At 40.8% G+C, this 26430-nt stretch carries 25 protein-coding genes; 4 read left to right on the top strand and 21 right to left on the bottom strand.

What is annotated here, in order from left to right:
• The 3 genes from CK1_RS10275 to CK1_RS10285 form a co-directional block, all read left to right on the top strand.
• Positions 1–217: hypothetical protein (locus tag CK1_RS10275; protein ID WP_306288864.1), on the top strand; the 217-nt coding region annotated here is incomplete at its 5' end.
• Positions 135–935: an ROK family transcriptional regulator gene (locus CK1_RS10280; protein ID WP_015526185.1), complete on the top strand. Its 801-nt coding sequence runs from the start codon at positions 135–137 to the stop codon at positions 933–935. The genes CK1_RS10275 and CK1_RS10280, both read left to right, overlap by 83 nt.
• 17 nt (positions 936–952) lie before the next feature.
• Positions 953–1174 (top strand): hypothetical protein, encoded by a 222-nt coding sequence (locus CK1_RS10285; protein WP_015526186.1) that lies wholly within the window; start codon positions 953–955, stop codon positions 1172–1174.
• Positions 1175–1283: 109 nt separating this feature from the next.
• Here CK1_RS10285 and udk read toward each other — a convergent pair whose 3' ends face one another.
• The 13 genes from udk to CK1_RS10350 form a co-directional block, all read right to left on the bottom strand.
• Positions 1284–1904, bottom strand: coding sequence for a uridine kinase (gene udk, locus CK1_RS10290; protein WP_015526187.1), 621 nt, complete (start codon positions 1902–1904; stop codon positions 1284–1286).
• Between the two features lie 175 nt (positions 1905–2079).
• Positions 2080–2958, bottom strand: coding sequence for a methylenetetrahydrofolate reductase (locus CK1_RS10295; RefSeq protein WP_015526188.1), 879 nt, complete (start codon positions 2956–2958; stop codon positions 2080–2082).
• Between the two features lie 124 nt (positions 2959–3082).
• Entirely contained in the window at positions 3083–3703 is a 621-nt protein-coding gene (locus tag CK1_RS10300) for a methylenetetrahydrofolate reductase C-terminal domain-containing protein (RefSeq protein ID WP_015526189.1), read from the bottom strand.
• 1 nt (position 3704) lies between these two features.
• Complete coding sequence (gene rsxC / locus CK1_RS10305) at positions 3705–5669, bottom strand: electron transport complex subunit RsxC (RefSeq protein WP_161209970.1); 1965 nt, start codon at positions 5667–5669, stop codon at positions 3705–3707.
• A 419-nt stretch (positions 5670–6088) separates the two neighbouring features.
• A complete protein-coding gene (locus tag CK1_RS10310) occupies positions 6089–6472 on the bottom strand; it encodes a hypothetical protein (RefSeq protein WP_015526190.1) in 384 nt (127 codons plus the stop codon).
• A 250-nt stretch (positions 6473–6722) separates the two neighbouring features.
• Entirely contained in the window at positions 6723–7349 is a 627-nt protein-coding gene (locus CK1_RS10315) for a response regulator transcription factor (protein WP_022426201.1), read from the bottom strand.
• On the bottom strand, positions 7297–8640 hold the full coding sequence (locus tag CK1_RS10320) for an ATP-binding protein (RefSeq protein ID WP_235812400.1): 1344 nt from the start codon (positions 8638–8640) through the stop codon (positions 7297–7299). The genes CK1_RS10315 and CK1_RS10320 overlap by 53 nt, the downstream gene beginning before the upstream one ends.
• Positions 8637–10304, bottom strand: coding sequence for a histidine kinase N-terminal 7TM domain-containing protein (locus tag CK1_RS10325; RefSeq protein WP_015526194.1), 1668 nt, complete (start codon positions 10302–10304; stop codon positions 8637–8639). Before CK1_RS10325 ends, CK1_RS10320 begins: the two co-directional genes overlap by 4 nt.
• Positions 10305–10449: 145 nt before the next feature.
• Complete coding sequence (locus CK1_RS10330) at positions 10450–11367, bottom strand: Med3 domain-containing protein (RefSeq protein ID WP_015526195.1); 918 nt, start codon at positions 11365–11367, stop codon at positions 10450–10452.
• On the bottom strand, positions 11367–11564 hold the full coding sequence (locus CK1_RS10335; protein WP_015526196.1) for a DUF4428 domain-containing protein: 198 nt from the start codon (positions 11562–11564) through the stop codon (positions 11367–11369). The genes CK1_RS10330 and CK1_RS10335 overlap by 1 nt, the downstream gene beginning before the upstream one ends.
• Before the next feature lie 162 nt (positions 11565–11726).
• Positions 11727–12584, bottom strand: a complete 858-nt coding sequence (locus CK1_RS10340) for a S8 family serine peptidase (protein ID WP_306288865.1) — start codon at positions 12582–12584, stop codon at positions 11727–11729.
• A gap of 107 nt (positions 12585–12691) precedes the next feature.
• Positions 12692–14284, bottom strand: a complete 1593-nt coding sequence (locus tag CK1_RS10345) for a recombinase family protein (protein ID WP_005428244.1) — start codon at positions 14282–14284, stop codon at positions 12692–12694.
• Positions 14281–15870, bottom strand: coding sequence for a recombinase family protein (locus CK1_RS10350; protein ID WP_009245397.1), 1590 nt, complete (start codon positions 15868–15870; stop codon positions 14281–14283). The genes CK1_RS10345 and CK1_RS10350 overlap by 4 nt, the downstream gene beginning before the upstream one ends.
• A 520-nt stretch (positions 15871–16390) precedes the next feature.
• Between CK1_RS10350 and CK1_RS10355 the strand changes: the two genes are divergently transcribed.
• Positions 16391–18700: a tetratricopeptide repeat protein gene (locus tag CK1_RS10355; RefSeq protein ID WP_009245399.1), complete on the top strand. Its 2310-nt coding sequence runs from the start codon at positions 16391–16393 to the stop codon at positions 18698–18700.
• Positions 18701–18938: 238 nt separating this feature from the next.
• Here CK1_RS10355 and CK1_RS10360 read toward each other — a convergent pair whose 3' ends face one another.
• From CK1_RS10360 to CK1_RS10395, 8 genes are all read right to left on the bottom strand, one after another.
• Positions 18939–19796 (bottom strand): ABC transporter transmembrane domain-containing protein, encoded by an 858-nt coding sequence (locus CK1_RS10360; protein ID WP_015526198.1) that lies wholly within the window; start codon positions 19794–19796, stop codon positions 18939–18941.
• Between the two features lie 25 nt (positions 19797–19821).
• Positions 19822–20916: a S8 family serine peptidase gene (locus CK1_RS10365; RefSeq protein ID WP_009245400.1), complete on the bottom strand. Its 1095-nt coding sequence runs from the start codon at positions 20914–20916 to the stop codon at positions 19822–19824.
• Positions 20917–21031: 115 nt separating this feature from the next.
• Positions 21032–21979, bottom strand: coding sequence for a DUF6034 family protein (locus CK1_RS10370; RefSeq protein WP_015526199.1), 948 nt, complete (start codon positions 21977–21979; stop codon positions 21032–21034).
• Positions 21969–22550: a DUF6034 family protein gene (locus CK1_RS10375; RefSeq protein ID WP_015526200.1), complete on the bottom strand. Its 582-nt coding sequence runs from the start codon at positions 22548–22550 to the stop codon at positions 21969–21971. The genes CK1_RS10370 and CK1_RS10375 overlap by 11 nt, the downstream gene beginning before the upstream one ends.
• A gap of 128 nt (positions 22551–22678) precedes the next feature.
• Positions 22679–23959, bottom strand: coding sequence for a Cys-rich peptide radical SAM maturase CcpM (gene ccpM / locus CK1_RS10380; RefSeq protein ID WP_015526201.1), 1281 nt, complete (start codon positions 23957–23959; stop codon positions 22679–22681).
• An 18-nt stretch (positions 23960–23977) separates the two neighbouring features.
• Positions 23978–24634: an ABC transporter ATP-binding protein gene (locus CK1_RS10385; RefSeq protein ID WP_353611241.1), complete on the bottom strand. Its 657-nt coding sequence runs from the start codon at positions 24632–24634 to the stop codon at positions 23978–23980.
• Positions 24631–25524, bottom strand: a complete 894-nt coding sequence (locus CK1_RS10390; RefSeq protein WP_005428264.1) for a hypothetical protein — start codon at positions 25522–25524, stop codon at positions 24631–24633. Before CK1_RS10390 ends, CK1_RS10385 begins: the two co-directional genes overlap by 4 nt.
• A complete protein-coding gene (locus CK1_RS10395; RefSeq protein WP_005428267.1) occupies positions 25517–26272 on the bottom strand; it encodes a hypothetical protein in 756 nt (251 codons plus the stop codon). The genes CK1_RS10390 and CK1_RS10395 overlap by 8 nt, the downstream gene beginning before the upstream one ends.
• Positions 26273–26430: the final 158 nt, after the last annotated feature.

The following is a 26430-nucleotide window of genomic DNA, read 5'->3' on the forward strand; positions in this document are numbered from 1 at the left end:
ACGACTTAAACATATCTATAATTACTTTTATCAGGAGAATCTCATGAGTGAAAAAGGATTAACCACCATCAATTTAAAAAATAAACCGCTCCAAGGTTTACCAATATATATACAAAACACACCAGACTTCCAAAATGCAGATCGTCCAGGATCTTCAGATGGGGCTTTCCACCGTAAGCCAGAACCTGAACCTGCTGGAAAAAGAAGGGCTTATTGACAGAAACGGATATTTTGATTCCACAGGTGGTCGAAAGGCCCAGGCCATCCAGATCGTCTCGGATTTCCGGATTTCCATTGGAATCGGGATCCTGAAAAACATGTTCCATATCACAGCAATCGACTTATATGGAAATGCCTTTTATACAGAAACCATTGCTCTTCCCTATTCCAACACAGAAGAATATTACAGACAGCTGACCGATAAAGTACGAAAATTCATCGCAGAAAATCACTATCCGAATGAAAAGATCCTGGGTATTTCCATTGCCACACAGGGGATCACTTCTCCGGATAATTCCACTGTGATCTACGGAAACATCATGAACAATACCGGAATGAAACTGGAGGATTTTTCCCGGCATCTTCCTTACCCCTGCCATCTGGAACATGATTCCAAATCCGCTGCTTTTCTGGAGCTGTGGAATCACCCGGAGCTTGACAGTGCTGTCGTGTTCCTTCTGAACCGAAACCTGGGCGGTGCCATTATCACCAATCATCAAATTCATCAGGGAAGTTCCATGCACAGCGGAACCCTTGAGCATATGTGCGTCAATCCTGACGGCCCTTTATGTTACTGCGGAAACCATGGCTGTCTGGAAACCTACTGCTCTGCCAACGCTCTGGAACAGTCTGCCGGGATGCCTGTGAAGGAATTTTTCCCGCTGCTCCGCGAAAAAAATCTCCCCGGCTTGCTGAGCACTGGGAAGATTACCTGAACCATCTGGCATTTGCCATGAAAAACCTGAACCTGATCATCGATGCGCCGATCATCATCAGCGGATATCTGGCACCTTATTTTACGGAAGAAGACATCACTTATCTGCTGGAACACATCAACACAGGCGCACCCTTTACCCTGGATAAAGATCAGATTCTGGTCGGCACCCACGGGCAGTATACACCTGCCATTGGTGCAGCTTTATATTATGTGGAAAAATTTATACAGAGCGTGTGAATACAGGCAGCTTCACCTGAACCGCTCAAAAAAGCATGTCATACACAGCCAGACGGATATAACTTGATCCGCTCTGTCCTAAAGTATGACATGCTTTTTATTTTACTTATTATTTTTTCAGTTCTTTCAGAAGCTGCCCGATCTTTGACACAAACAGATCAAAGGCCACATTATTCTTACCGCTGTTGATCACAATATCTGCTTTCGCCCGTGTAGACTCCACATACAGATAATGCATCGGTTTTACTGTGGTAAGATACTGATCGATGATTCCGTTTAAATCCCGTCCACGTTCCTCCACATCTCTGGAGATCCGTCTTAAGATCCTCTCATCTGCATCTGCTTCCACATAAACCTTGATATCCAGAAGATCTCGGATACGCGGATCTGCAAGAAGCAGGATTCCCTCTACCAGAATGACCGGTCTTGGTTCGATTTTCAGCACTTTGTCGGAGCGGTTGTGCTGACTGTAATCGTATACCGGACATTGGATGGTTTTGCCCTCCTTGAGTTCTTTGAGATGCTCTACCAGAAGATCGGTTTCCAGTGAATCCGGGTGATCGTAATTCACCTTCACACGTTCTTCAAAAGGAATTCCGTCCTGTCTGCGGTAGTAATTATCATGATAGATCACCACCACATCGTCTCCGAAATGCTTCTTCAGTCTGTTTGTAAATGTAGATTTGCCGGAGCCTGACCCTCCGGCGATCCCGATAATAATACTTTCCATCGTCTCTTTACCTCTTAAGCTAGAATTCTTCCGCTGTGGATCCCGCAGGCTTCCCGAAGAGTTTTTCCGTATAAAGAAGCTTTTTCTTACACAAAAGCTGCCCGGTCGGTGTGCATCTCCTGCATCCGGTTCCGGACAGCTTTTCTGGTTATTTTTTATAAAGCAATCGTTCTGATCAGATCTCAGCCTGCTCCAGAAGTGCCGGGATCTTGGACTCCCATCCAAGTGCCATGATATGTACACCCTGGCAGTATGGCTTGCACTCTTTAATGATACGTGCAGCGATCTCAACACCAGTGATACCAGCTTTTGTTTTCTCTTTGTCTGCTTTCAGCTCCTCGATCATCTCATCCGGAACATGGATGCCGGCTACGTTGTTGTTCATGAACTTAGCCATTCCAGCAGATTTCGGAATGATGATACCAACCTGTACAGGTTTTCCGAACTGTTTTGCTTTTTCCATAAATTTGATGAATTTCTCCGGCTCAAATACAGCCTGTGTCTGGAAGTAGTCTGCACCTGCAGCAACCTTTCTTTCCATCTTTGCAAGCTGAGCGTCAACGGAATCGCTGCATGGAGATACAACGGCACCCTTGGAGAATTTCGGTGGCTCACCAACCAGCTGGTTTCCTCCAAGATCTACACCGGACTCGAGAAGCTGTACTGTATGAAGAAGAGATACAGAATCAAGATCGAATACCGGTTTTGCCTGCGGATGATCACCCATCTTCGTATGGTCACCTGTCAGACAGAGGATGTTCTCAATACCAAGCATAGCAGCACTTAAAAGATCAGACTCCAGTGCGATACGGTTTCTGTCACGGCATGCAAGCTGGAAGATCGGATCCATTCCGGCGTCTTTGAGAACTTTACACATTGCAAGAGATCCAAGACGCATAACCGAAGACTGGTTATCTGTTACATTGACTGCATGAACGCCTTTGAGATAAGTTTTGGCTTCTTCTACCAGTTCATCTACATGGATCCCTTTTGGCGGTCCTACTTCTGCAGAAACTACAAATTCACCACGGTCGAATAATTCTTTCATTTTCATATTATATTTGCTCCAATCATTTAAAATTTGGGGTACGGTCCACCTGCTCTGCTGCATACATTGCGGAATATTTCCGGTGAACCGTATCATAATTTAATTTGGCTTCTTAATAAATCTTTGCTTATTATTTCACTTCATCATCTGTAGCGAAATTATGGATCTGTGTCGGGCATTTCAGTGCGTCAAGGCGTCCGATCTCTTTCAGACGTCTGTAGATGCGCTCCCATCCACACTCCATGTCACTGTCAACTTCGCATTTACCATTCTTGGAACCGCCGCACTGGCCGTTGACAAGACTCTTGGAGCATGCTGTGATCGGGCAGATCCCGCCGGTAAGGTTCAGATAACACTCACCACACTGGTCACATTTATATTCTAACGGTGTTACACCCTGGAAACCAGGTACCGGGTATGTATCGCAGGCTGCGCATACCATCTTGTCTTCCAGATATTCTGCGATGGTCTGTACACCAACACCACAGGAGAATACCAGGACCAGATCCGCTTCCCTGATCTTATCCATGTGTTTCTGAAGACGTAACTGCATATTTTCCGGATTACAGATATAATCCGTTGTCATGATCCCTGTCACATTTCCTTCAGCGAAAAGCTCCTTCTGAAGTTCAACAGCTTCTTTTTCCGGAAAACGAACTTCCTTGCATCCATGGCAGTTGATGATAAAAACTTTCTTTCCGGCTGCCAGTGATACGATAGTTTCTTTTGCTTTTAACTGGGTAATCAACATATCACTTCATCCCCCTTACTGCATTTTTTCCGGCTTTGATACTGTTAATGATCGGAATCTTGGAAGAACAGATATACTGACAGCATCTGCACTCAACACAGTCCATGACATTCATGTCCTTCATGCCCTGCCAGTTCTCTTCTTTCGCATATTTTACGAAATACAGAGGAGAAAGTTCCATCGGACATACGTCCACACAGCGTCCGCACTTGATACATGGCTGCTCTTTGGTCTCGTCTGTATCAATGGCGATGATACCGTTGGAGCCCTTCATCATAGGTACCTCCAGAGTGTTCAGAGGGAATCCCATCATAGGTCCGCCCATCTTGACCAGAACATCGTCATCTGTAAATCCACCGCAGTAATCGATCAGCTCTTTTACGCTGGTACCGATCTTGATGATAAAGTTGCCAGGATTCTTGATCTTCTCGCCTGTTACGGTTGCAACACGCTCGATCAGCGGCATACCCTTCTGGATCGCATCGGAGATCGCTTTTACAGTACTGATATTATCTACGATAACGCCAACATCTGCCGGAAGGCCGCCGCTTGGAACCTTTCTGCCCATGACGCGCTTGATGAGAGTTTTCTCAGCACCCTGCGGGTATTTGGTTCTTGCAACAAAAACTTCCATATTTCCGATATCGGCAACTTTTTCCTGCATTAATTCGATCGCATCCTGCTTGTTATCCTCGATGACAATGATGCCCTTCTTAGCACCTGTTGTCTTGAGGATCGCTTTCAGACCGAAAATAATATCATCAGCAAACTCAAGGAGAACCTTATGGTCTGCTGTTAAATATGGCTCACACTCACATCCGTTGAGAAGGATGGTATCAACCGGTTTTGCAGGTTTCAGCTTGACACAGGTCGGGAAACCTGCACCACCCATACCAACGATTCCGGCTTCTTTTACGATCTCAATGATCTCATCCGGTGTAAGTTCGTCCAGGGCTTTATGTGGCTGTACGGATTCGTGCAGAGTATTTTTTCCGTCGGATTCGATGACAACTGCCATCACCTCACTGCCTCTTGTACCATGCATACGTGGCTCAACAGCAACTACGGTTCCGCTTACACTAGAATGTACCGGTGCGCTGATAAATCCGGCAGCTTCTCCGATCTTCTGTCCAACCTTTACTGTGTCGCCTACTTCCACGATCGGGTTGGCAGGTGCACCAAGATGCTGGGACATGGAGATCACAACCGTCTTCGGATCCGGGAATTTCTTCAGATCGATATGCTCGCTGAATTCCTTATGCTCTGACGGATGAACGCCACCATAGTATCCATTCAGTCTGTCCTCTCTGATAGACTTCACGTAATCATTGATCACCTTAAAGTTAACCTTGGAGTAATCACGTACCTGTACCGGCTGATTCAGGAACTCTTCCAGACGACCCTGTTTTGCCAGTCTCTGGTAGATCTTCTCCCATGCGCAGTCCTTGTTAGGATCCACTTCACATTTCCCGTTCTTTGCTCCGCCGCACTGTCCATTCACAAGACTCTTGGAACAGTCGACGATAGGACAGACGCCTCCGGTAATGTTCAGATAGCACTGTGCACATGCATCACAGCTCTTTTTGGTAAGTGCCATGCCGTGATGGCCTCTGTAGTTAAGGGTATTACTTGCTGCGATCACCGGCTTACCGGTCAGATCTGCAACAGTCTGGATACCAAGACCACAGGAGATCACAACTACATTCTCTGTACCTTCCGGCAGCAGATCCTGTAATTTTCTTTCTGTGTGCATCTTGTTGCACAGAAAATCGAATTTCGCACTGCCTGTGACGGTTTTTCCCTGCTCCGCAGCAAATTTCAGGAATTCCTCGCAATCCGGTTCGTCAACGGTCTCAAATTCCTTGAAACACTTGTTACAGGCGATTACAAACAGATTGTCCCTGCCGTTCAGCACTGATGCAAGCTCATCACTGCTTTTCAGCTTGTACTTAGTATAGTTTTCCAATTGCTCACCTTCCTTATAAAGATTATATCCTTATGATTATCTGCTCTTATCCGTTCCCTCCTTCTCTGCACTCCCAGGAAAGAAACAATAAAACCAAATAAATAAGTTCTTTGTTATTTGTTCAGCCCTTCGAAAATCCCGATCCAAAAAAAGGCCGCAGTATTTCCTCTGACTGCTACAATAAATGTACCATAATTTGAACATATTATCCAGTTTTATTAGCTATTTTTATAAATTTATTCTATGATTTCATTCCAATCGTCTATGGATGTACAGATATTTGTACAACTTCTGTTATGCTACATGCGTTAGTTATATGCAACTTATATAATTTTGTTTATAAAATATCCTTTTTATGCATTGAGCATATTGCACAAGGATTTTATCTTTAACAGGGCAGATCCGAAAGGTGTCTTTTGTCATGGGGTAAGACGCTGTCCGCAATATTCACAGGTGCTCAGACGACCTTTTATTACCTGATTCTTTGCACCGCAGCTGGGGCAGGTAACTGTAATATAGATCTTCTCATTTACGCGTCTGTTCGGTGCAGTGATCATAATATAATTTCCTTCTCTGTCTATCTGGATATTCCGGATATATCCCCCCGCAATAAATTTTTCCAGCTTTTTCACTGCACCTTTTCCCAGTTCCTGCTCAAACTTTTCAAATGAGACAGTATTCTGGGCATAGGATTCAAACCAGCAGGCAATTTCTCCAGTTTTTTTCTTCTTTAATGCTTTTTGAATTTCCCGGAAGGTTGGATACAGAAACAGCAATCCAAGTATGATCTCTGTTGCTGCCATTCCCCAGCGCCCTTCACCAATATACTTCTCCGATGCGCCAATAGCTCCCAGGGAAAAAAGTATAAAAAAGCCACAAAGAACCCATTTCAGTTTCCCAAGTATTCCTGTTTTTTATTTTTTCTGTCAAAAAATCGCTCATGTCTATTTCCTCTTTCCTATTATTCAAAATCTTATGCTATATTTGTGAATGCTCCGTCAGCTCACGCCAAACTCCCTCTGTCCGAATATGTTTCTGCATTCTGTGGATCTTCTATTTCAGTGTGGTTACGATCAGTTTACTTTCCAGTGCAGCTGCTATCAGATCCTCTTTGCAGCTGTATCCCGCCTTGGCGATCATTTCCTGAAAATTCCATCTCACCCCAGAAGCAGAACAGTCCATTTTCCTTGCGATCTCGGAATATGACATCCCGTGGATATACAGGCGCAGCATCTCCAGCTGTCTGGGACTGATATCACCGCTTGTGATCCAGTTAAGTTCCACCTCCGGTGCCACATCCGGAAATACATGCTCCCCATTTAACGTTCTGTAGATCACACTCCGTATTTCCTCTTCACCGTGATCCTTATACCATAGACTGTCTGCACATCCGCTCTTTGCTCTTTCCAGCACCTTGGGATCGATCAGCGAAGTAACAACCAATACCTTTGTATATGGATATTTTTCCCTGATGATCTTTCCGGCACTCAGCCCATCATGATTATGAAATGTCTGCACATCCATAAGCACAAGATCAATTGCCGAGTAAGAGCAGATCTTTACAGCTTCACAGGCATCCGAAACTGTCTGGACATGTCGGAATTCCGGTTCCCGCATGATAATACTTTCAAAATACTTCTGCATGATCCTCTGATCTTCTACTATCAGTATCCGTACCATAGACTCCCATCCTTTCTGTCAGTGGCATTTTCAACACCAGACAAAACTCCGGCGAAAAAGAAACCTGCATAATACATTTCTCCGACTCCGCAGCTTTTCTCAGTGCAGACAGACCACCACCTTCTTCTGCATTTTTTTCAGGTGCATCTCCATCATTCGTTATCCGGATGCTGTATTCATTTGCACCTTTTTCTATCTTCACCAGAACTGTACTTCCATGGGCATGTCTGGCACAATTTGTCACACATTCACGGATCGCTCTGTCTGTCAGCAGCCTGTAGGAGGGATGCTGAGGGAAATCCCCGCTGATCTGAACATAAATTCCAAGTTCTTCTGCATGCCTGATCGTATCCGCGCATAATTCTTCCATATTCTCAACAGAAGAATCTGTAAGAATATAGACCAGATGCTTTAATGCAGATAGCTGTTCATCCATTTTATCCTGATTTTCTTTTCTTTCCAATATCCTGCGTATTGACAGAAGGCTTCGGCCAAAATTGTCATGAACCTGCATTTTCATGGCAAGTGTCTCCTGCTCTCTTATTTTATCTCCGATTTTTTCATACATTTCCTCTAGCTTATGATTCAGGATTTCCAGCTTTTCATTATTTGCTCTGATCTTTTCACCATTGTAATAAATTTCTGATACATTAACTGCCACTGTCTGCAGATATCCTGCACAATCCGGCTCCTGCAGACGATATTCCTGAAACATCCAGACGGAATCATCCGGAAAATAAAATACATTACTGTCACTGTTTAATCTGCGAAGTCCCTCTGCTTCGGATCCTCCATTTATTACTTTCCGCAATGCCTCATAATCCTGCAGATAGGAGCCTATCATTATCCTGCTCAGTTCATGCATCTTGGTGTTGCATAAAACGATCCTTCCAAGAGGATCCGAAAAACACACCCCACAAGGAACATCATCAACAGCTTCATTCACAGACCAGTAAGACAGAGAATGGTGATATCTGCGTCTCTCTCTCCAGATTGCCCAGCAAAGATAAAGCAACAATACCACCATCGCTGCCATCAAAACACTGACCGGACACATCCGGAGCATTAGCTGATATGCGCTTTCCCCCTGGCAATATCTGTGATCATTCATCAGGAACCCCATAAGCATAAAAGAAACTGCAAAAACAGTCACTGCTGTTATAATTTTCTTTTTCCCGTAAAAACAGGTTATCCTGATCAACAGAAGGATCAATTCCAGAATCAGGCAGATTTCAAGAAGGATCATCAAAAAATCCTGCATTGCCATACTGCATTCCGCAAAATCAGTCATCTTCCGCCTCTCTTTCTGAATACGATACATCCGATAAACCATTCGTTTTCATCTTCCTGCTGCACATTTAATTCCGGTCTTTCTGACATTAATCCCCGAAGATCTGCTTCTGCTACAATATGAACCGAGATCCGCAAAGCATCATCGATCTGCGACACACGGTAAAAAACAGACTGCATTGTATCAAACAATCGTTCCACAAGCCATTCAAAGGTATCATAGCATTTTAGTATATCATCTGCATTCAGCTGCACTTCACCATTTTCGACATAATAAGCTGCCCGGATCTTACATAATTTTAAGCTGTCACAGGATTCCGCAAGACTCTGTCTGAGATCCTCCATTGTAAGCAGATTTCCGTCTGATGCATATTGTGTCAATACCAGATTTTTTCTTCTTTTTAAATATGTACCAACAACCACGATTTTTCCCAAGATCCGGTCATAGTGTTCCCTTGACTCCGTTCTTTCCAGCTCATCCATCAGCTGTGACAGCAATTCCAGCTGCCCGGCTGTCTGATTCTGTATCATGTTCAGCAGTCGGTTCTGTTCTTCTGTTTTTCTCCGCTCAGCTTCTTTCTGATAGGTTTTCTGCAACAGACGATTTCTGGCAGTCAGCTCCTCCTGCTGTTCCCGGATATCCTGATACTGATCCAGAAGCACCGAAATATCTTCTGACCAGAACAAATGTCCTCCTCTTATAGGAATATGGTTGATCCGGATTCCCTGTTCCTGTACAGCTGATCTGTTTATTACAATTTTACGCAGTTCCGGTGACAGCTCAGGAAAATCACCGGAATGATAATAACGCTGAAAGGAATCATCCGTAATCTCTGCATCCAGTCCTCCGGAGGTCTGGAATAATTCAAAATATCGATTGTTCGTCTGTATCAGGCCGCATAATATACATCCCTGGTAAATTGCCGCCATCAAAAGGCAGCATACCGCTGTCATATCTCCGGCAATTGTTTTGATCAGAGGCAGACGGAGTAAATTCCCGATATTCCATCCCAGAAGCAATATTCCCGGAATAACCGGCAGCCAAAATTGCTTTCTTCCCGGAATCCTGCTTTTTCTGATCAGCATGATTTCCATCCATATCAGGCAAAATATGATCCATCCCTGGATTACTATAAAAAGAATACCATAGCTGTAATCTCTATCTGAAAGCGGCGGCCGCCCGGAAAACCGAAACACCAGCTGATGCAGATCATTTGTAAAAACACTGATGATCAAAACCACCGCAAAAGCAAGCAAGGCAATAATTTTTCTGACTGTTTTCTCTCCATCCTTTTCCCCTAGAAACATCGCTGCTGCCAGTCCAAGGACCGGAATCAGGATCATCGGGATATAATACAGATACCAGCAGATATGTTCTCCAAGCGGATCATGAAAAATATGAAATTTTACTGTCCGTACAAAAAACCAGAAGACCATCAGACAGCCAATTGCAGTCAGACATCTGCGCGTTTTTCTATGCACTACATGCTTTTCCAGATAAATCACCCAGGCACAATACATTCCCAGATAAATACAGTTACGACACTGATCTGCGAGATTTCTCATAAAAACATTTTCCGGTCTTCCCAGCCTGCAGAAATACGCCAGCAATACACTTATCAGGATTCCTCCATACGACAGTGCCCTTTTTTTATTGTATGTCATGAAAATTCCTCTCTCATTAATACATCCCTGTGACAAGTATACTATAAAACTCTATTTTATTATATAGTTTTCAGAGAAATCATCCATTCTCAACCCTGTTGTCACAAACAGAGTGAACAATTCTGTCCACTCTGTCTATCATCACTCAAAATGGTCTTGGCTGGCCACAGTATTCGCAGAACCTTCCGGTATTCTCTGCACCGCACTGACATTTCCACAAACCGCCGGGCTGCTGCATTCCGGGTTGCTGTATTCCATTGTTCATATTCATACCAGGCTGCTGCATTCCGTTGTTCATCTGCATTCCAGATTGCTGCATTCCGCTGTTCATGTTCATCCCGGACTCCTGCATTCCATTGTTTATATGCATTCCAGGCTGCTGTATTCCGCTGTTCATATTCATACCAGGCTGCTGCATTCCACTATTCATGTTCATTCCGGGCTGCTGCATTCCAGATTGCTGCATTCCGTTGTTCATATTCATACCAGGCTGCTGCATTCCATTGTTCATGTACATCCCGGACTGCTGCATTCCATTGTTCATGTACATCCCGGGCTGCTGCATTCCGCTGTTCATGTTCATCCCGGGCTGCTGCATTCCATTGTTCATGTTCATTCCGGACTGCTGCATTCCGCTGTTCATGTTCATCCCAGGCTGCTGCATTCCAGCCGCATTTGGTGTCAGGGCGGCTATGATCTGATGACCTGTCTGCTCCACTTCCATCAATTCACCTCTGTTATCGCTGCTTATGGAAAAAGTATTCAAACGAAAATCCATATCATCAAACCATGGATTTTTTACCTTAATACGCATAGTATAATCAAATTCATACTTATATACCGGTGGCTGATAGCTTACGGTTTCTCCATCCTTTGTTGTATATGTTTCCTCGTTCTGCTGTCGCTCTACATCAACTCTGCACTGCACAACAGCGGATAAAGGAACTATATCCGGATTTTCATTGACATCCAGCTTCCGTGCAACAGTAAAATTCCCCTTATTGTCATCAATAAAAACATTGTAATTTCTGGTATTGATCTGACGTGTTATACAAAAATCCATTACGGCTTTTTTGTTTTTTCACGATATTCCAGTTGACGTTTTATATCCTCTACCGTACTGTGCCGCCGGTCTTCAAACCATGGTGACAATTTTTTTGCACAATCCTTACACAGATTTCCGTCATCCAGTTTTCTGTTGCCTAATAAACCTATTTTCTCTCCGCAGATATCACAGATCTTCTTATCAAATAATCCCATACCCAATCCTCCTTCTTTTTATATTTGTGTTTTTGTTTATCTACATTATGCGTGAATGCTTCGCCATTTGCACTAGCATCTCTGACAGTAACTGAATTCATCTTCATATCAATGTCAGGATCATAAGGCTCGTATCTGAAAATCCTGTCCGTTTCTATATGTTCAGGATATGCCGTATGGGATACTCTCTGCCAGACACAACCGTCCCCATCCCACCTCCACATTCGGATATTCCTCATATCCGCCCACACTCTGTGCGCCTTTCCTCAGATATGCCTTCACCTTTTCCCCATAAAGAAACGGATCATTTCCTTTCACGATCCCCCATTCCATAAGCAGAGCTGCGCTTCCGCTGACAAAGGGTGCCGCAAAGGAGGTTCCGGTGACAGTGGCGTAGCCTCCGCCGGGAACCGGGGCGGAGATGGATACACCGGGAGCTGCGAGATCAGGCTTCCGGATCGGCAAGAACTGACTTCCCCTTCCGGAAAAATCTGCGTAGGCATTCTGTCTGGAATCATAAGCTCCAACAGAAATAACTTTTCCGGCAGTGGAAGGAATCGTCAAAGTTCCCACAGCCCGCGGAGAATAAAACCCGGTTCTGCGATTCAGTACATTTCCACCCGGCAGCCAGAGGAAATACTGCCCGGAGCGCACACGTTTTCCACTTAAAAGAACTTTCCAGACACCGCTGTCCACATAATTACCCTCAGGAATGAAATCTATGTAGATTTCCTGGGACAGCTGATAGGGACCGGGTTTTCCATAATAGATCAGAAGCTCTGTATTTTCCAGCAGATGCCGCTGTGGCCCCAGCCTTTCATATAATGGACCAATCCGTTCTCCGGACGGACTTTCCAGATAAATTTCCATCTCATCTTCATAATCCTTCCATAACTGTACATTTAATGTGGGCTCAAAAGCTCCCACCGCCAACTGGATCTCTTCTGTTTTCCCCTGCTGCAGGATTCCTCCTGCATGCCAGGGCTGGCTGCCGTTATTTCCGGTTCCTGTAACGATCACAGTCCGCCCCATGGCCGCAACTGTATCAATATAGTTTTCCAGAAGAGAATCCCCTCTGTGTGTTCATTATAACTAGGGGAAAATTACTGTAAAAAAATTTGCAGTCTTTACACTGCCTGTTTTTCTACCGGATAAGGCGACTGATACTTAAATACAATATCAATGCTCTTATCTCCATTCACAACAATTTTTTCAATCAATTCTGTCACAATTTCTCTTGTCACTTCGGATAATGTTCCATACTTGATAAATTTCTCTATCCAGTTTTCATAAGATTCTTCTGCCTCTCCAAAGCTGTCTTTCTCTTGTTCTGCCAACTGAATCTTCGCCCTGATATCTTTATCCTGCTTTTCATATTCTGCCTTATAGGAGAGATATTCTTCTTTATCCAGAACACCATCTACATAATTTTCGTAAGTTTTCTTTTTATACTTTTGGACAGCCGCAAGTTCTTTTTGTAACCGTTCAATCTGCTGGTCTGCTTCTGCACATCGTCTCTGCACCTCCTTCTTCCTATCTGCTACTTTTAATATTTCATCCTTATCACTTTCTTTCAGTGCCAGTTCCGCTTGTCTTTGGATTTCATTTTTTACAATAGAATCCAATACTTCTTTTTTAATGAAATGAGAATAACAAACTGTGTTTCCTTTTTTGTGATAGGTACCGCACTCATAACCGTCCCGACAAGTAACCCTCTGGAAATTATATCCGCAATCTCCACAAACAATAATTCCTGCGTATGGATTTACCTTTCTCACTTCGCTATTAAATCCCGGTGTCCGTGTTCTTTTCTTCATAAGTTCCTGTACCTGCTCAAAAGTATCTTTGCTAATAATTGCTTCGTGCATTCCTTCCACAATATACTGCTGTTCCTCTGGAATATATTGATACTTTTCCACTTTATAGGATATCTTTTCTGATTTATGCTGTACCATAGCCCCTGTATAAACTCTGTTTCGCAAAATTACATTGATCGTAGGATATGCCCAGCCCTTTGCACCCGCTTTTTCTAATGCATTGGCATATTTCAATCCCTGCACCTTTCTCTTATACTCTGACGGTGTCAGAATTCCTTCCTGATTCAGTTTCTTTGCAATACCATCCCTGGAATATCCTTCCAAACTCATATAAAAGATTCTCCGTACCACTTTAGCTGCTTCTTCATCTACAAGAAAATGATGCTTATCTGCCGGATCTTTTACATATCCATATGGGGCAAACCCAGACATAAACTGTCCCCGTTTCTTCTGGGCGGTCAATGCACCTCTGATTTTCTTAGATATATCACGACTATACATATCATTAAACAACGTCTTAAACTGTGCCAATTCTTCATTACTGTGATGAACAGAATCCACGCCATCCAAAATTGCAATATAACGCACACCCAAAGATGGAAAAACACGCTCAATATAGTTACTGGTTTCAATATGTTCACGCCCAAGCCGGGAAATATCTTTCGTAATAACGCCTTGAATTTTCCCTTTGTAGATATCCTCCATCATCCGCTGAAATTCCGGTCTATTCGCAAAATAAAGCCCCGAATAACCGTCATCAATATAAATATCTGCGATTTCCAGATCCTCTGATTTAGTCACATACTCACGAATCAGTTTCATCTGATTTTCAATACTCTCACTAACTTTATTCTCTCCATCATCCTTCGACAGACGACAATATACACCCATCTGATACATCATATCACCCCATCTTTCTCAAGTATTCTATCTGGTGAACTCTCTACTGAAGCAAACTTAAAATATATATCTATTTTCTGCTCTGGATATACATAAATTTTATCAACTAACTCCACAAGCGCTTCTCTGGTAAGCTGCTTTACCGTTATTCTTCTGCGATTAAAGTGCTCCAACCATATCTTTGTTTCATTGACCGCCGCCCGCTGCCTTTGCTCTTCATGGTTCAGTTCTGATAATTCTTTTTGATATTTCTGATTCTCTGTTTCATACATCTGTTTTAATTCCAGATATTCCTCTTTGGAAAGTACTTCATCCATAAACTGTTCATATGCTCGTTTCCGGTATTCCAGATTTCTTTCTATTTTTGCCTGCAATTTTGCAATTTTACCATCCAGTTCCGGCTGTTTCTGTCTGATCTGAGTTTCCAGATTCTTCATATCCATCTTCATCTGTTTCAATTGCTGGTTGATTGCAAATACAACCAGTTCATCCAGCTTTTCAAATGTAATATGATTCAGCTCACAGTAATTCTGCCCCTGCTTCTGATGAAAACCACACATATATCCGTCATAGTCTTTATGAGATGCCAGATAACGTTTTCGCATGGCTGTTTTACATTTCCCACAAAAGAGCAGTCCCACATATTTATGTGGTTCATTGTTTTTATCAAAATAGGAAACTCTGCGCCCCTTTCTTATTTGCTGAACCCTATCAAACTCTTCTTTAGAAATGATTGCCTCATGTGCATCCGGCACCAGCTCCATTTCTTCCAGGGGAATTGCCTTTTTGTATTTCAGCTTATAAGACGGTCTTTCATGTTTCCGAATCACAACCGCCCCAGTATAGACCGGATTCTTTAAAATTCCACTTACAGTAGACGATGTCCACAGACCTTTTCCCGAATCCCATACATAATTGGTTTTTAAAACTTCCTTTTTATATTTTGCGGGACAAGGGATTTCATCTTCATTCAAAGTCCTGCAAATAACCGTACAGCCAAATCCATTTTGATACATTCTGTAAATTCTTCGAACAACCTCGGCTGCATAAGGATCAATTTCCAGATGATTATGAATTGTTTTACTTTTCACATATCCAAAGGGGGGCTGTTTCGGAGTATATTCGCCCATACTTCTTTTGGTCTGAATCGTTGTCTTAATCTTTCTGGATGTATCTCTCAAATACATATCATTCAGCAAAGTTTTTATTTCTAACATTTCATCATAAGTTCCAACGGCTGAATCATAATTATCCAGAATCGAAACAATCCGAATCTGTTTCTCCGGGAAATATTTGCCTAGATAATAGTTGGTATCAATATGTTCTCTTCCAAGTCGAGATACGTCCTTAAAAATCACCATATTGATAACACCAAGCTCAATATCTGCCAGCATCCTCCGAAATTCAGTTCTTTCAAAATTACTTCCAGAAGCCCCATCGTCTACATAAACTTTTTTCTCTGCAATATCTTTATTCTCTGCAATATAATCTCTTGCCATCTGAATCTGAGAGTGAATACTATTGCTGTATTCACCCTCTTTATTTTGCTCTTCAATGGAAATTCGGCAATAAATTCCTGCCTGATACATTCTATCCCTCTTTTCATCGGTCTTGCGTAGTCATTGTCTTTAATTGTCTTTATTTTACAACAAGAACTTAAGAAAATCAACCTGCAATTTTTCGTTCAGTAAGATTCTGAATGCACTGGATCAATGTCTTTTCCCCATTAAAATGCACTCGAATCTGATATCCTGCATGTTCATAGCTTACATTCTCTTTTTGGATTTCTTTTTTGTATCCAGAACTTCTACAGAATCAAATAACGTATTCATGCTATATGCCTCCTTCAGCATACAGTTCTCTCTACATCCTATGCCGGCAGGATTGTACAAAAGTTCTGTATGAATTGAATTCGGCTTTCGAAAGCCTGATTACATTCTAAAATTATTCTGCACCAATCACATTGAATTGAAATTGACCGCAGATTGAGTTTTTAAGATTCATTTTCTTCCTATACAGTATCAATTCCTATTGTCCGGAACATTTGTTCGTGTTATAATAAAAAGACTTTAAGAATATAAAACACGAAAACCAAAGGAGGGATTTCTGTTGGAACGATGTGATTTTTCTTCTATTAGCACATGCCTAAAAAATCAAATCAGTGAAAGCAATCAGATGAACCAACCTGATTTTTTATACGAATTATTTGAAGATTTTATGAATGATCCGATAAATGAAGATTTTTCTATGGATAATGGTCTAATTTGCCGCTGGATAACCGGACAAGCAAAAATCAGTCCCAAAATAACCTCATATTATGCAAAACCCAGCAATCAGAAAAAACTGGCAACAACCATTCAGCGGAACTTACTTCCCTTAATGGCAGACTGCAACATGGTTATACAGGACATTTACACGTTATTCATACAGGACGATACGATTTCGGATACAAAAAAGCAGGAACTTGTATCTCTATATAAACCTTCTGATTCAAGGCTGTTGTTTTTAGCAAAAGTACTTTCTTTTGGTATGGAACGGCAATTTATTAAACGTGATACAAGAAATCAAAAACTGATTGCAGGAGGTGTTCTATCTCCGATTGTTCTGGATTACATTATGGACAGCGAAGTCCCAAAACCATGCCGTCATTTTCTAGGAAGAGAAGAAGAACTGGATGAACTCCATACTTTGTTTGAAGAGAACCGACATATATTTCTTTATGGAATTGCCGGAATTGGAAAAAGCGAGCTTGCTAAAGCCTATGCAAAGCAATACAGAAAACAGTACACCAATATTCTCTATATGGAATACACCGGTAATCTATATCAAGATATTGTAGACATGGATTTTATTGATGATCCACCAGAAATCAGTGAGCAGGAACGTTTTCAAAGACATAACCGTTTCTTACGCTCTTTGAAATCTGATACACTGCTGATCATAGACAATTTTAATGTCACATCCACACAGGACAGTTGCCTGTCAGTCGTATTAAAATACCGTTGCCGGGTTTTATTTACAACCAGAAGCCAACTGTCTGAATACTGTAGTTTTCAATTAAAAGAACTGAAAGATATACCCACTCTTTTTCAACTGACATCTGTATTTTATTCAGAAGCAGAGGAAAACCGGGCAATCGTAGAAAAAATCATAGAAACTGTACACTACCATACTTTTGCTGTCGAACTGGCAGCCAAACTTCTGGAAAATGGAATTTTAACTCCAGAGCAATTATTGATAAAACTTCAAGAGGAAAAGGCTTCTCTTCATAATGAAGATAAGATTAAAGTAATGAAAGATGGTCAGAGCAAAAAAGCCACCTATTACAACCATATCCATACCCTGTTTTCGTTATACTCCTTATCACGGAAACAGCAGGATATTATGTGCAATATGTGTTTTATGCCTTCATCTGGTATTTCTGCCCGTATATTTTCCAAATGGCTGGAGCTGCCTACTTTAAATGACGTGAATGATCTGATCGAGACAGGTTTTGTACAGTCAAGTCTCCGGCATACTATTTCTCTGCATCCAATGATTCAGGAAATTGCAGTTTCCGAGACCGCACCTTCTGTTACAAGCTGCCACACGTTATTGGATTCTCTGCAAAAAATATGTTTGATGCATGGCATTGAAGTTAGCTATTATAAAAAATTATTTCAAACAGTAGAAAACATCATGCTTTTCATTGAAAAGGACGATATTCCCCAATACCTGTTATTTTTAGAAGATGTTTTTCCATATATGGAGAAGTACCACTATCAAAAGGGTATGAAAAAAATCATCCAGGAACTACAGCATTTTATAAAAGCAAATACTTACGGGACTGCATCTGACCGTGCCTTACTATTGGATTATCAGGCAACTCTGGAACCCAAAACAGAAAAAGCGATAAAATTAGAAAAAGAAGCACTTGCTCAAATAAAAGAAACCACAAAAGAAAATGCCCACCTGGTTTCCAACCTCCATTCCAATCTTGGAGGGCTTTACCGAATCAACGGACAACTTGATCTCGCTAAAAGGCACATGAAAATGGGTATCTCTCTTTTACAACAATACCAGCTTCTTTATACTAATGACAGTATTCCTCAGATTAATAATTATGCTGTCCTCTTAATTGAAATACAAGAACCTGACCTTGCCCTGTCTGCTCTTCAGAAATTAGCACAGATTATCAAAGAATATAATTCAAACCACTGTTTGGATTATGCCCAGGTACAGGAATCCCTTGGAAGTATCTGCCTGATCACTGCAAATATTTCGCAAGCGAAAACCCATTTTAAAAAAGCCTTGAAAATTTATGAGGATATATGGGCAGACGAACCCGAATTGATTGAAGAAAAATATCAAGCAATTCAAGAATTGTATCCACAAGCTGGAATTGCTCTGGCAAAAAGTATTCTTCTCACCAAGCACTAACGGTTCCTACAAACACTTGTAAAATATATTGCCTCAATAATGTAAACGCCTAGTTTTGAGATACACTCCAAGACTAGGCGCTTGTCCATTTCCATTTTTTCTTAGACATGGAGCGTTTACATAAGGATCACTTTTCTTTTTTTGACACTTTTCGCTCCTCCTATCTCAAATTTTTTATAGTCTAGGTATATTGCCTTCATCAATGCCTGAGAACTTGTAAATATGCTCCTCTGCTTGTTCAATATGTAATAAAAGCAAATGCTCCGCCTATAGTGAATTCTCCTTTTATTATAAAAAGCCCACTTAATATATATAATAACGCATTTACAACCGTGTCTATTACTACAACACTGACAGTACTATATTCATCTAGCATTGCGTTCTTTTTATATGAATCCATCAAATCTTTTTGCAGACCTTCAAATTGAGATTTTTTTACCTGAAACAGATTCCAGAGCTTCATTTCATGAATTCCATTTATACACTCGGCAAACCAACTCATAAACTTTCGTTTATCCTCAATCCACTGTTCAAACACTTCCCGTTTCTTGTTTGCACAATAGGACACTATTATAAATTTCAGTGGAATAATTGCTTCTATCAATATTGCTAATTTCCAGTCTAATAAGGACAGCCCAACTACTCCTCCTATTATTTGGAGAATTGATGATATAGAAAACTGAGTAATCTGATCCACAACAGATGACACATTATCAATATCCATACCAATTGTATTTATAATCTCTGCACTTCCTCTTTCAGCAAAATACTGTATTTTCATCCTATTGATTTTCCAGTAAGTCTTTTTATAGAGAGAATGTGTAAACTGATTATGTACATTTGAAAATAATTTTGTTTGGATTATATTTAACTCTTGCTGGGTTAAAGAAATTATTATTAATATAACAGAAAATAAAAGAATGTATTTCATGTTTTTCTGCAATATACCACAATCTGTTATTTGTCTTATAAGCAGTGGGTGTATAAACGTTATGAATGATGAACCCAAAAGGCAACAGATAATCCCTGGAAAATACTTTTTATATTCACACAACATTTTACAAATTCGATACCATGTTTTCCCATTTTCTCTCATATCCAATTGCCATCCTCACTATTCGTTAAGCAAAATATTGACAAACAAGCTCATATATATCCTCTATATTGTAAGTTATTCCTATTCGATCTTCTGCATACAATTCATACATATTATTTTTACGCACAATATACATATCTATATCTGATGCCTTACTACTTTCAAATATTTCTTCCTCTTGATTCAAAAGAATAATATCAGGTTCATAAGCTATATATACTGTATAAAGGATATCGTTCAATGACTCATTGGAATCGTCATAATATTCTAAAGGAATTACATTTTCATCTAAAGGATTTTTCTGCAGATTTATTGCGTAATAACCGTTCTGACTAAACATCACTTTTAGCTGTATCATTTCCTCGTAATCTAAATCAATACCGGCAATTACCGGTATCTCTATATTGGTTTTATCCCTTATTACATTTTCTAGTATATCCGGATAATCAGATTTATGCGTTGCTATAGTCATCAAAAAGTCCATAACATCATCAAATCCTGCTGTGGGCTTTCTGTTTAAATATGTAGCAATATGTCCAGTGACAACAGGAGCCGCATAACTATTGGCTTGATTTACGATCCCATTCCACGAAAAATTTGCTATAATAGAATTCTCAATATTATAACCTTTTTGTTCTTGAAACAGAATTTGACCATTTCCCAAAAGACCATAACGATCCTGCCTGACACCAAAAACACCTGGATATGCAGCTGGATAAGTCTTTATATTTCTGTTATGATATGCTGCTACTATAATCGCATCAGCATCAAGTAATCTTTTTATTTGAATCCATAAGGGTTTAATATCAAAATAATTGATTGTTCCAAGACTCATGTGAATTAACTTTATTTTATTTTGAATACACCATTCCAAAGCTTCCAGCAAAACTGTGATCTGTGTTGTTCCTGCAGAGTCAGTCACATTCAAGTCCCATAATTCTATATCACTACATATGCTTGTGATAATTCCGACGCATACAGCGCCATGGAATGATTTATCGTCTTTATACTCACTTGGATCGCATTTAGAAGCCAAAAAAGATTTATGAACAATCCTTTGATTCCTGTTATTTCTCATATGATAAGGTATACCGTTATCAATCAATGCGAGCTTAATCATTTGCACTATTCCTATTCTTACCTGTTATATATCCAAGCCAAATATCGCATATTTATTATTCTCATGATAAACCTTGTAATTCTATGGTCAATAAAAATTCAAGTGTCGCTGAACCCTAATATGCTTCTCCAATCACACTGCCATCATAAGCATTGATCACATAAGAAAGCTCCTGTAGAGAATTTCCACCAATACTTTCCCTGACAGTAAAAATCCATGCTGGAACCAACCATGCGTGTTTCGGCTCCTGATAGGCTGTGGTATAAGTATACTGCAATTTTGCGTTTACCACATCATACTCCAGTGCGGTAGTGTCGTTGGCAGACTGGCCTTTTCCGGAATACCAATAAAAAATCTGATCTGTCAGCTTTGCCTGTATTTTTTCAAAAGGCAGAAGCTTTGTATTTTCCGTCACCGTACAGACTTCTTCCGATATCCCATCCCATTTAAAATATTTAATTCCTTCCTCTGTTATCAGAATAGAGATTGTTTCTACCTGGAACGGAGGCACATAACTATCCACTGTTTCTTCCGCAACCACGCCATCAGGAACTGAAGTAATACCCTCTACACTTTTCGAAAAACAATACAGATATCCCGGTAATCCTCTATCCAGATCTCCCTGCCACAAAGCATCACTACCAAGTCCCAGACCATTGCGCTCTGAACATGCGCCATTCGGGAACCACACGGTACGATCAGAATCTACAAGGCCCATTCCATCGATACCTAAATCCTCTAAAACTTGTTCTGCCTGTTCCTTTCCATCTTCCTCTGTAAAGGTGATCTTGTCCATGCACTTTCGATACGCATCTGCCAGTTCATGAAATTTCTCTGTATAGCCGTTGGTATCCATGCCAAAGCTACTGTAATACTCACTCTGCATTTCCTCAGTTTCTATTGTTTCTTCTTCTATAAAATTAGAACCCTCCATCCAGAGAAAACTACTGTCATTGTCAATTTCCTGATTATACCGCTCTGCTTCTATATATGCCTTCCTGTCCTCGCCCACATCTGCAGTAAAATAATCCTCTGTATCTGTGTTTTCCAATTCAGTACTCATCCAACTCCGTGCCGCTTCCACACCGTGATCCTCTGTTTTTTTGAAATTTTATCTCCATCTTTTCCGGTGCAGACGCTTCATCCGGTGCAAGCTCCATCCCCTCTCGGGTTGCGTTTTGAATCCCTGCAATCGATGTAGAATATGCTGATTGCAAGTAACTTCCTTCCTTGCTGGAAATCCTGTCTAACACTTCCTGATACGCATCCTTTGTCACCATCTGTGGCATATATAGTTCCTCACCGTCCGTAAAATAATCAATCAATCCATTCAGTTCTTCCTGCGTTAACTCGTGATTTTGCATCTCTATGACTGGAAGATTGCCAATGCTTTGTTCGCCCAACTTAATATCTGCCTGGATAACCACACGGTCGTTGCTTTTCTTTTCTTCAAATTTCCAATGCGTTGGAACATTTGTCTCTCTCTTTTCTCCTTTTTTAAGAGGTTCACAGACAGCCGCCTCGCTAATCCCATCCACTTTGCTGACTACCGAACTCTCCTCTGGTGTTTCCTGACAGCTGGAAAGAATAATACACAACGCACCTACCATAATTGCTAGAACACTTTTTTTCATTTTTCCTCCATATATCTTATAGAATTGTCGCTTTTTCACGAAACTTCAATTATAAACTCTTTAACTTATAAATACCTTCCTGACACTATTAACGTTTTCGTATATTTTTTAGAAACAGACTACCTTATTTATTTTGGAATTTGCGCCAAACAATATGCACACATTCTCAAATTCCAACATCCTAAACATTTTTCTTTAATCATCTTACCATGGTTAAGTAGGAAACTCATTTTATCAAAATCAAATCCCGAATCCAAACTTCCGATGCACATTTCTGAATCTTCTTCCGAAACTCTTTCACATGGAAAAAATTCACCTTTTGTATCCACAAATAGTCTTCTAACTGCAGGAATGCATGGACCACCATGATGTGTTTTTTTGCCTTCAGCAACATGACTATGTAGCTGTTCATATAATAACTCAATATCTTGCAGTTCTCTTCGCAACAATCGACTTTGTGCATCCCATTTTCGCTTCTCTAATACAGATAAAATCATCTTTATATATGCTAGTCGATGTACTCTGAAATTTTTTTGTGTTATGCGCGACAATGTCTCATCTTTTAAACCAACTGGATTTACATAATTGAAATTCACTGTCCCTGCTTCAAACAGCTCTTCTTCCGAATAAAATCGATATATATTTTCAAGATCTGATGAAGAACTAATAACACAATTAAACAAAACTTTTGAATAGTACTCTTCATTGTAAGCTTTCAGTCTACTCAAATTTTCTAAAATAATGTCAAATGAACCTTTTCCTGTTTTAAATCTTCGATTTATATCGTGACTTTTCTTATCACCATCAAGGCTAATCATAAGATTAAACTCATATTTTACCAAAAATTCTATGACATCTTCTGTCATTAAAGTCCCATTAGTCGTCATAGTAAAAAGAATTTTTTTATCCCCTTTACGTTGTAAAATATAGGAAACACATTTCTTAATCAATTCAAATTCCAGAAGAGGCTCACCCCCATAAAATGATAATGCAAGTTGATCCGCTTTTTCGCTTCTTTTCAAATAAAAGTCTATTGCTTTTTTGGCTGTCTCGAAATCCATCCTATTTGACGTATGGGAACGATTATAGTAGTTTCCAGAATATGCACAATATTTGCATCTCAAATTACACTGCTGAGTTACCTGCAAAATCAGATTGCCCATATAATGTTCTGCCAACAAATGTAAGTTTTCTGTCTCAGGATGCTCAATTTCTTCTATCGCAGTCTCACGCAATAATCCGCTTTTCACAAACCGTCTTAACACTCCATCAGGAACCAATTTTGTCTTTTCCACAGTTTTTAATATCTGATATTCTTCATCATTCACCATAACTACAGAATCCAAAGAACGATCATAAAAATATTTCTGCATTGGTGTTTGAATGCATTTAATTAATACCTTTCCCATATTCTTTCCCCCGTATTTTTATTTTATCTGCGTCAGGACACCTGCATCCATCTCACAGATCGTATCGCAGAGCCATTCGATCTCCAGCATGTTATGTGCTGCGATAAGAATAGTCTTCCCTCGTTCCTTTAATCCCCGCAAAAGCTCGCAGACCTCTCCTGCCCCCTGCTTGTCCAGACCATTAAAAGGCTCGTCCAATATCAAAAGCTCCGGATCTTCCATGATTGCCTGTGCGATACCAAGACGTTCACGCATTCCAAGAGAATACTGTCCTACCTTCTTTTTAGACAGAGGATCAAGCCCTAGGGCACGCATCGTCGCCCTCACATCGTCATCGGAAATACGGTGTTTCAGAGACGCCAGTCTCTTTAAATTCGCAAAACCGCTGAGATCCAGAAAGAAGCCAGGGTTTTCAATGATAATGCCTACGGAATCTGGAAAGTCCAGCTCCTTCCCGATCTGTTTTCCCCCTACGAGCACTGTGCCGCTCTCAGGTTGTAAAAATCCACAGATGCATTTAAACATTACGGTTTTCCCTGAACCGTTAAACCCCATAATCCCATGAATCTTCCCTTTTTCAAAATCATGGGTAATGTTCTTTAATACTTTTCTTTTTGAAAGGATTTTGTCAGTCCCTTCAACCTGATTGCATATTCCATTTTGCCCTCCATTTATTCGTTTGTCTGCGTAAAAGAGAAATTATAGCCCTTAATTCGGACGGCTGACAAGCCGATCAGCGCTATGATTAATATTGCAAATATGAACATGCTCATCCCGATCCCTGGCAGGTAATCATAACCAAAGCTGTGCATGGGAAAGGTAGCTTGGTTCAACGGAGACAGCCAGCCGCAGAACACGTTCGCCCTATATTCCTGACTTTCTGTAAAATGAAACAGTTTCCGGAAAACATCTGGGTTCAGCAGGAGCCCATACAGACTGACTGCAAAAGCACCGATCACCCCTGCCATATTTCCCGCAGCCAGATTTAAAAACAACATGAGAACTGCGATAAAAAGAGTATATAAAAGTACAAGTCCAAACACTATTGCTGCGCACATATAAGGAGTTGAGCTTTCCATTGTTTTTATGGAAACAGGAACGGTTATGCTCTCCCCACCGCCATAGCCCAACATTGCCGCTGTTTCGCTCCACACATTTCCCGTAAAGGAAAAGGGAGCTCCCATAATTCCAAGCATCACAGCCAAAAAAATATTATAGATCACAGTCGCCAGGATCACATAGATAATCTGACCCGCAAGCCATATCTTCCGTTTTGTGCGTACAAGCCAATACGGAGTTGCCTGACTGATAAATGGCATGTCCGCAAAGAGCAGGATTAAAAGCAGGGAGGACAGCATAACAGAGGATGCATCCCCATATGTCCAAATAAACGGCTCGAATACCTGAAGGATTGTCTCATATTTTATCGCATGGGAAATAATCTGATCCGACAGCATCAGACATAATATAGCTGCCAAAATAAAGGTCATCCAGATCCTCGGACTTTTTTTCCATCCATAGAAATTCTGGCCTGCAATCCAAAAAGCCTGTTTAATATCACGCATACCGCAACCTTCTTTCTATTGCGCACATAAAGATCAGTGCCGTTAAAAAACTTCCAACCGCTAATATAGCAATGCAGAAGATATCATTGTAGTAAATAGACGCCGCCCAATAGCGGGGACTCAGAAAGAATGCTTTTTGATAGTAACGCTCCTGAAATACGGTCAGGACATAATAAAGAATAAAAGGAACGGCATAGGACATATAGCGATTTTTTGTTATGACAGCCGACGTACCGCCAATTAGCGCCCAAAAAGCGCCATTTAAAAACAATCTCAGAAAGCTTACCGCCGTTCTGCCCACAAGCACTGCCATCTCATAATTTCCGTCAATCAGAGAAGGATACTGACCGAACCTCAGTATACAGATTACAAGAAGGAACACCATGGCTAAAAAAGCTGTCAAACCTCCGGAGACCAACAATCCTGCTGCTTTTCCTACGAGATACTGTTTTCTCCCTGAACGGATATAACTGAACAGAAAAAAACGACTGTGCAGCTCAGCCTCCGTATTCTCTCCACCCGCAAAAGCAACGGCAATGGGAACAAACAGAAGCATATTAACGCTGTTCATACAATAGGTGTATGCTACGAACCAGCCTGGTCCTTCTGCAGATCCGCCTGCATTTATGATCTTCTGCAACATCTCATGCTCAGACATCAGGGTAGCCGAAACGATTAGAAAAATCCCCAAAATAAAGCGAATGCTTCGAATATTGTTTTTTATGTCCGTTGCCAACACATTTCTCATACGCTTTTCTCCTCACTTCAAACAGCTATAGACTTGATTTTTTATTTTTATAAAATCCTAGTTTTTTGCAATAATATCACTATTTGTATAAAACTACACTCCTTATCAAACAACAGTTAAGGACTTGCAAAAACTGTTGTTCCTACTGAAAGCATTGC

It is taken from the genome of Ruminococcus sp. SR1/5 (assembly GCF_000209835.1).
Taxonomy (GTDB): Bacteria; Bacillota; Clostridia; order Lachnospirales; family Lachnospiraceae; genus Blautia_A; species Blautia_A fusiformis.

Bases quoted from the DNA above. Each gene is read 5' to 3' on its own strand.
- CK1_RS10315 (WP_022426201.1), bottom strand. From the start codon at position 7,349: ATGGTACGGATACTGATAGTAGAAGATCAGAGGATCATGCAGAAGTAT.
- CK1_RS10395 (WP_005428267.1), bottom strand. From the start codon at position 26,272: ATGAGAAATGTGTTGGCAACGGACATAAAAAACAATATTCGAAGCATT.
- udk (WP_015526187.1), bottom strand. From the start codon at position 1,904: ATGGAAAGTATTATTATCGGGATCGCCGGAGGGTCAGGCTCCGGCAAA.
- CK1_RS10360 (WP_015526198.1), bottom strand. From the start codon at position 19,796: ATGAGAGAAAATGGGAAAACATGGTATCGAATTTGTAAAATGTTGTGT.
- CK1_RS10280 (WP_015526185.1), top strand. From the start codon at position 135: ATGCAGATCGTCCAGGATCTTCAGATGGGGCTTTCCACCGTAAGCCAG.
- CK1_RS10345 (WP_005428244.1), bottom strand. From the start codon at position 14,284: ATGATGTATCAGATGGGTGTATATTGTCGTCTGTCGAAGGATGATGGA.
- CK1_RS10365 (WP_009245400.1), bottom strand. From the start codon at position 20,916: ATGATTAAGCTCGCATTGATTGATAACGGTATACCTTATCATATGAGA.
- CK1_RS10320 (WP_235812400.1), bottom strand. From the start codon at position 8,640: ATGACTGATTTTGCGGAATGCAGTATGGCAATGCAGGATTTTTTGATG.
- CK1_RS10390 (WP_005428264.1), bottom strand. From the start codon at position 25,524: ATGCGTGATATTAAACAGGCTTTTTGGATTGCAGGCCAGAATTTCTAT.
- CK1_RS10330 (WP_015526195.1), bottom strand. From the start codon at position 11,367: ATGGATTTTTGTATAACACGTCAGATCAATACCAGAAATTACAATGTT.
- CK1_RS10295 (WP_015526188.1), bottom strand. From the start codon at position 2,958: ATGAAAATGAAAGAATTATTCGACCGTGGTGAATTTGTAGTTTCTGCA.
- CK1_RS10285 (WP_015526186.1), top strand. From the start codon at position 953: ATGAAAAACCTGAACCTGATCATCGATGCGCCGATCATCATCAGCGGA.
- CK1_RS10370 (WP_015526199.1), bottom strand. From the start codon at position 21,979: ATGAGTACTGAATTGGAAAACACAGATACAGAGGATTATTTTACTGCA.
- CK1_RS10310 (WP_015526190.1), bottom strand. From the start codon at position 6,472: ATGGCAGCAACAGAGATCATACTTGGATTGCTGTTTCTGTATCCAACC.
- CK1_RS10300 (WP_015526189.1), bottom strand. From the start codon at position 3,703: ATGTTGATTACCCAGTTAAAAGCAAAAGAAACTATCGTATCACTGGCA.
- CK1_RS10375 (WP_015526200.1), bottom strand. From the start codon at position 22,550: ATGAAAAAAAGTGTTCTAGCAATTATGGTAGGTGCGTTGTGTATTATT.
- CK1_RS10350 (WP_009245397.1), bottom strand. From the start codon at position 15,870: ATGTATCAGGCAGGAATTTATTGCCGAATTTCCATTGAAGAGCAAAAT.
- CK1_RS10335 (WP_015526196.1), bottom strand. From the start codon at position 11,564: ATGGGATTATTTGATAAGAAGATCTGTGATATCTGCGGAGAGAAAATA.
- CK1_RS10325 (WP_015526194.1), bottom strand. From the start codon at position 10,304: ATGACATACAATAAAAAAAGGGCACTGTCGTATGGAGGAATCCTGATA.
- ccpM (WP_015526201.1), bottom strand. From the start codon at position 23,959: ATGGGAAAGGTATTAATTAAATGCATTCAAACACCAATGCAGAAATAT.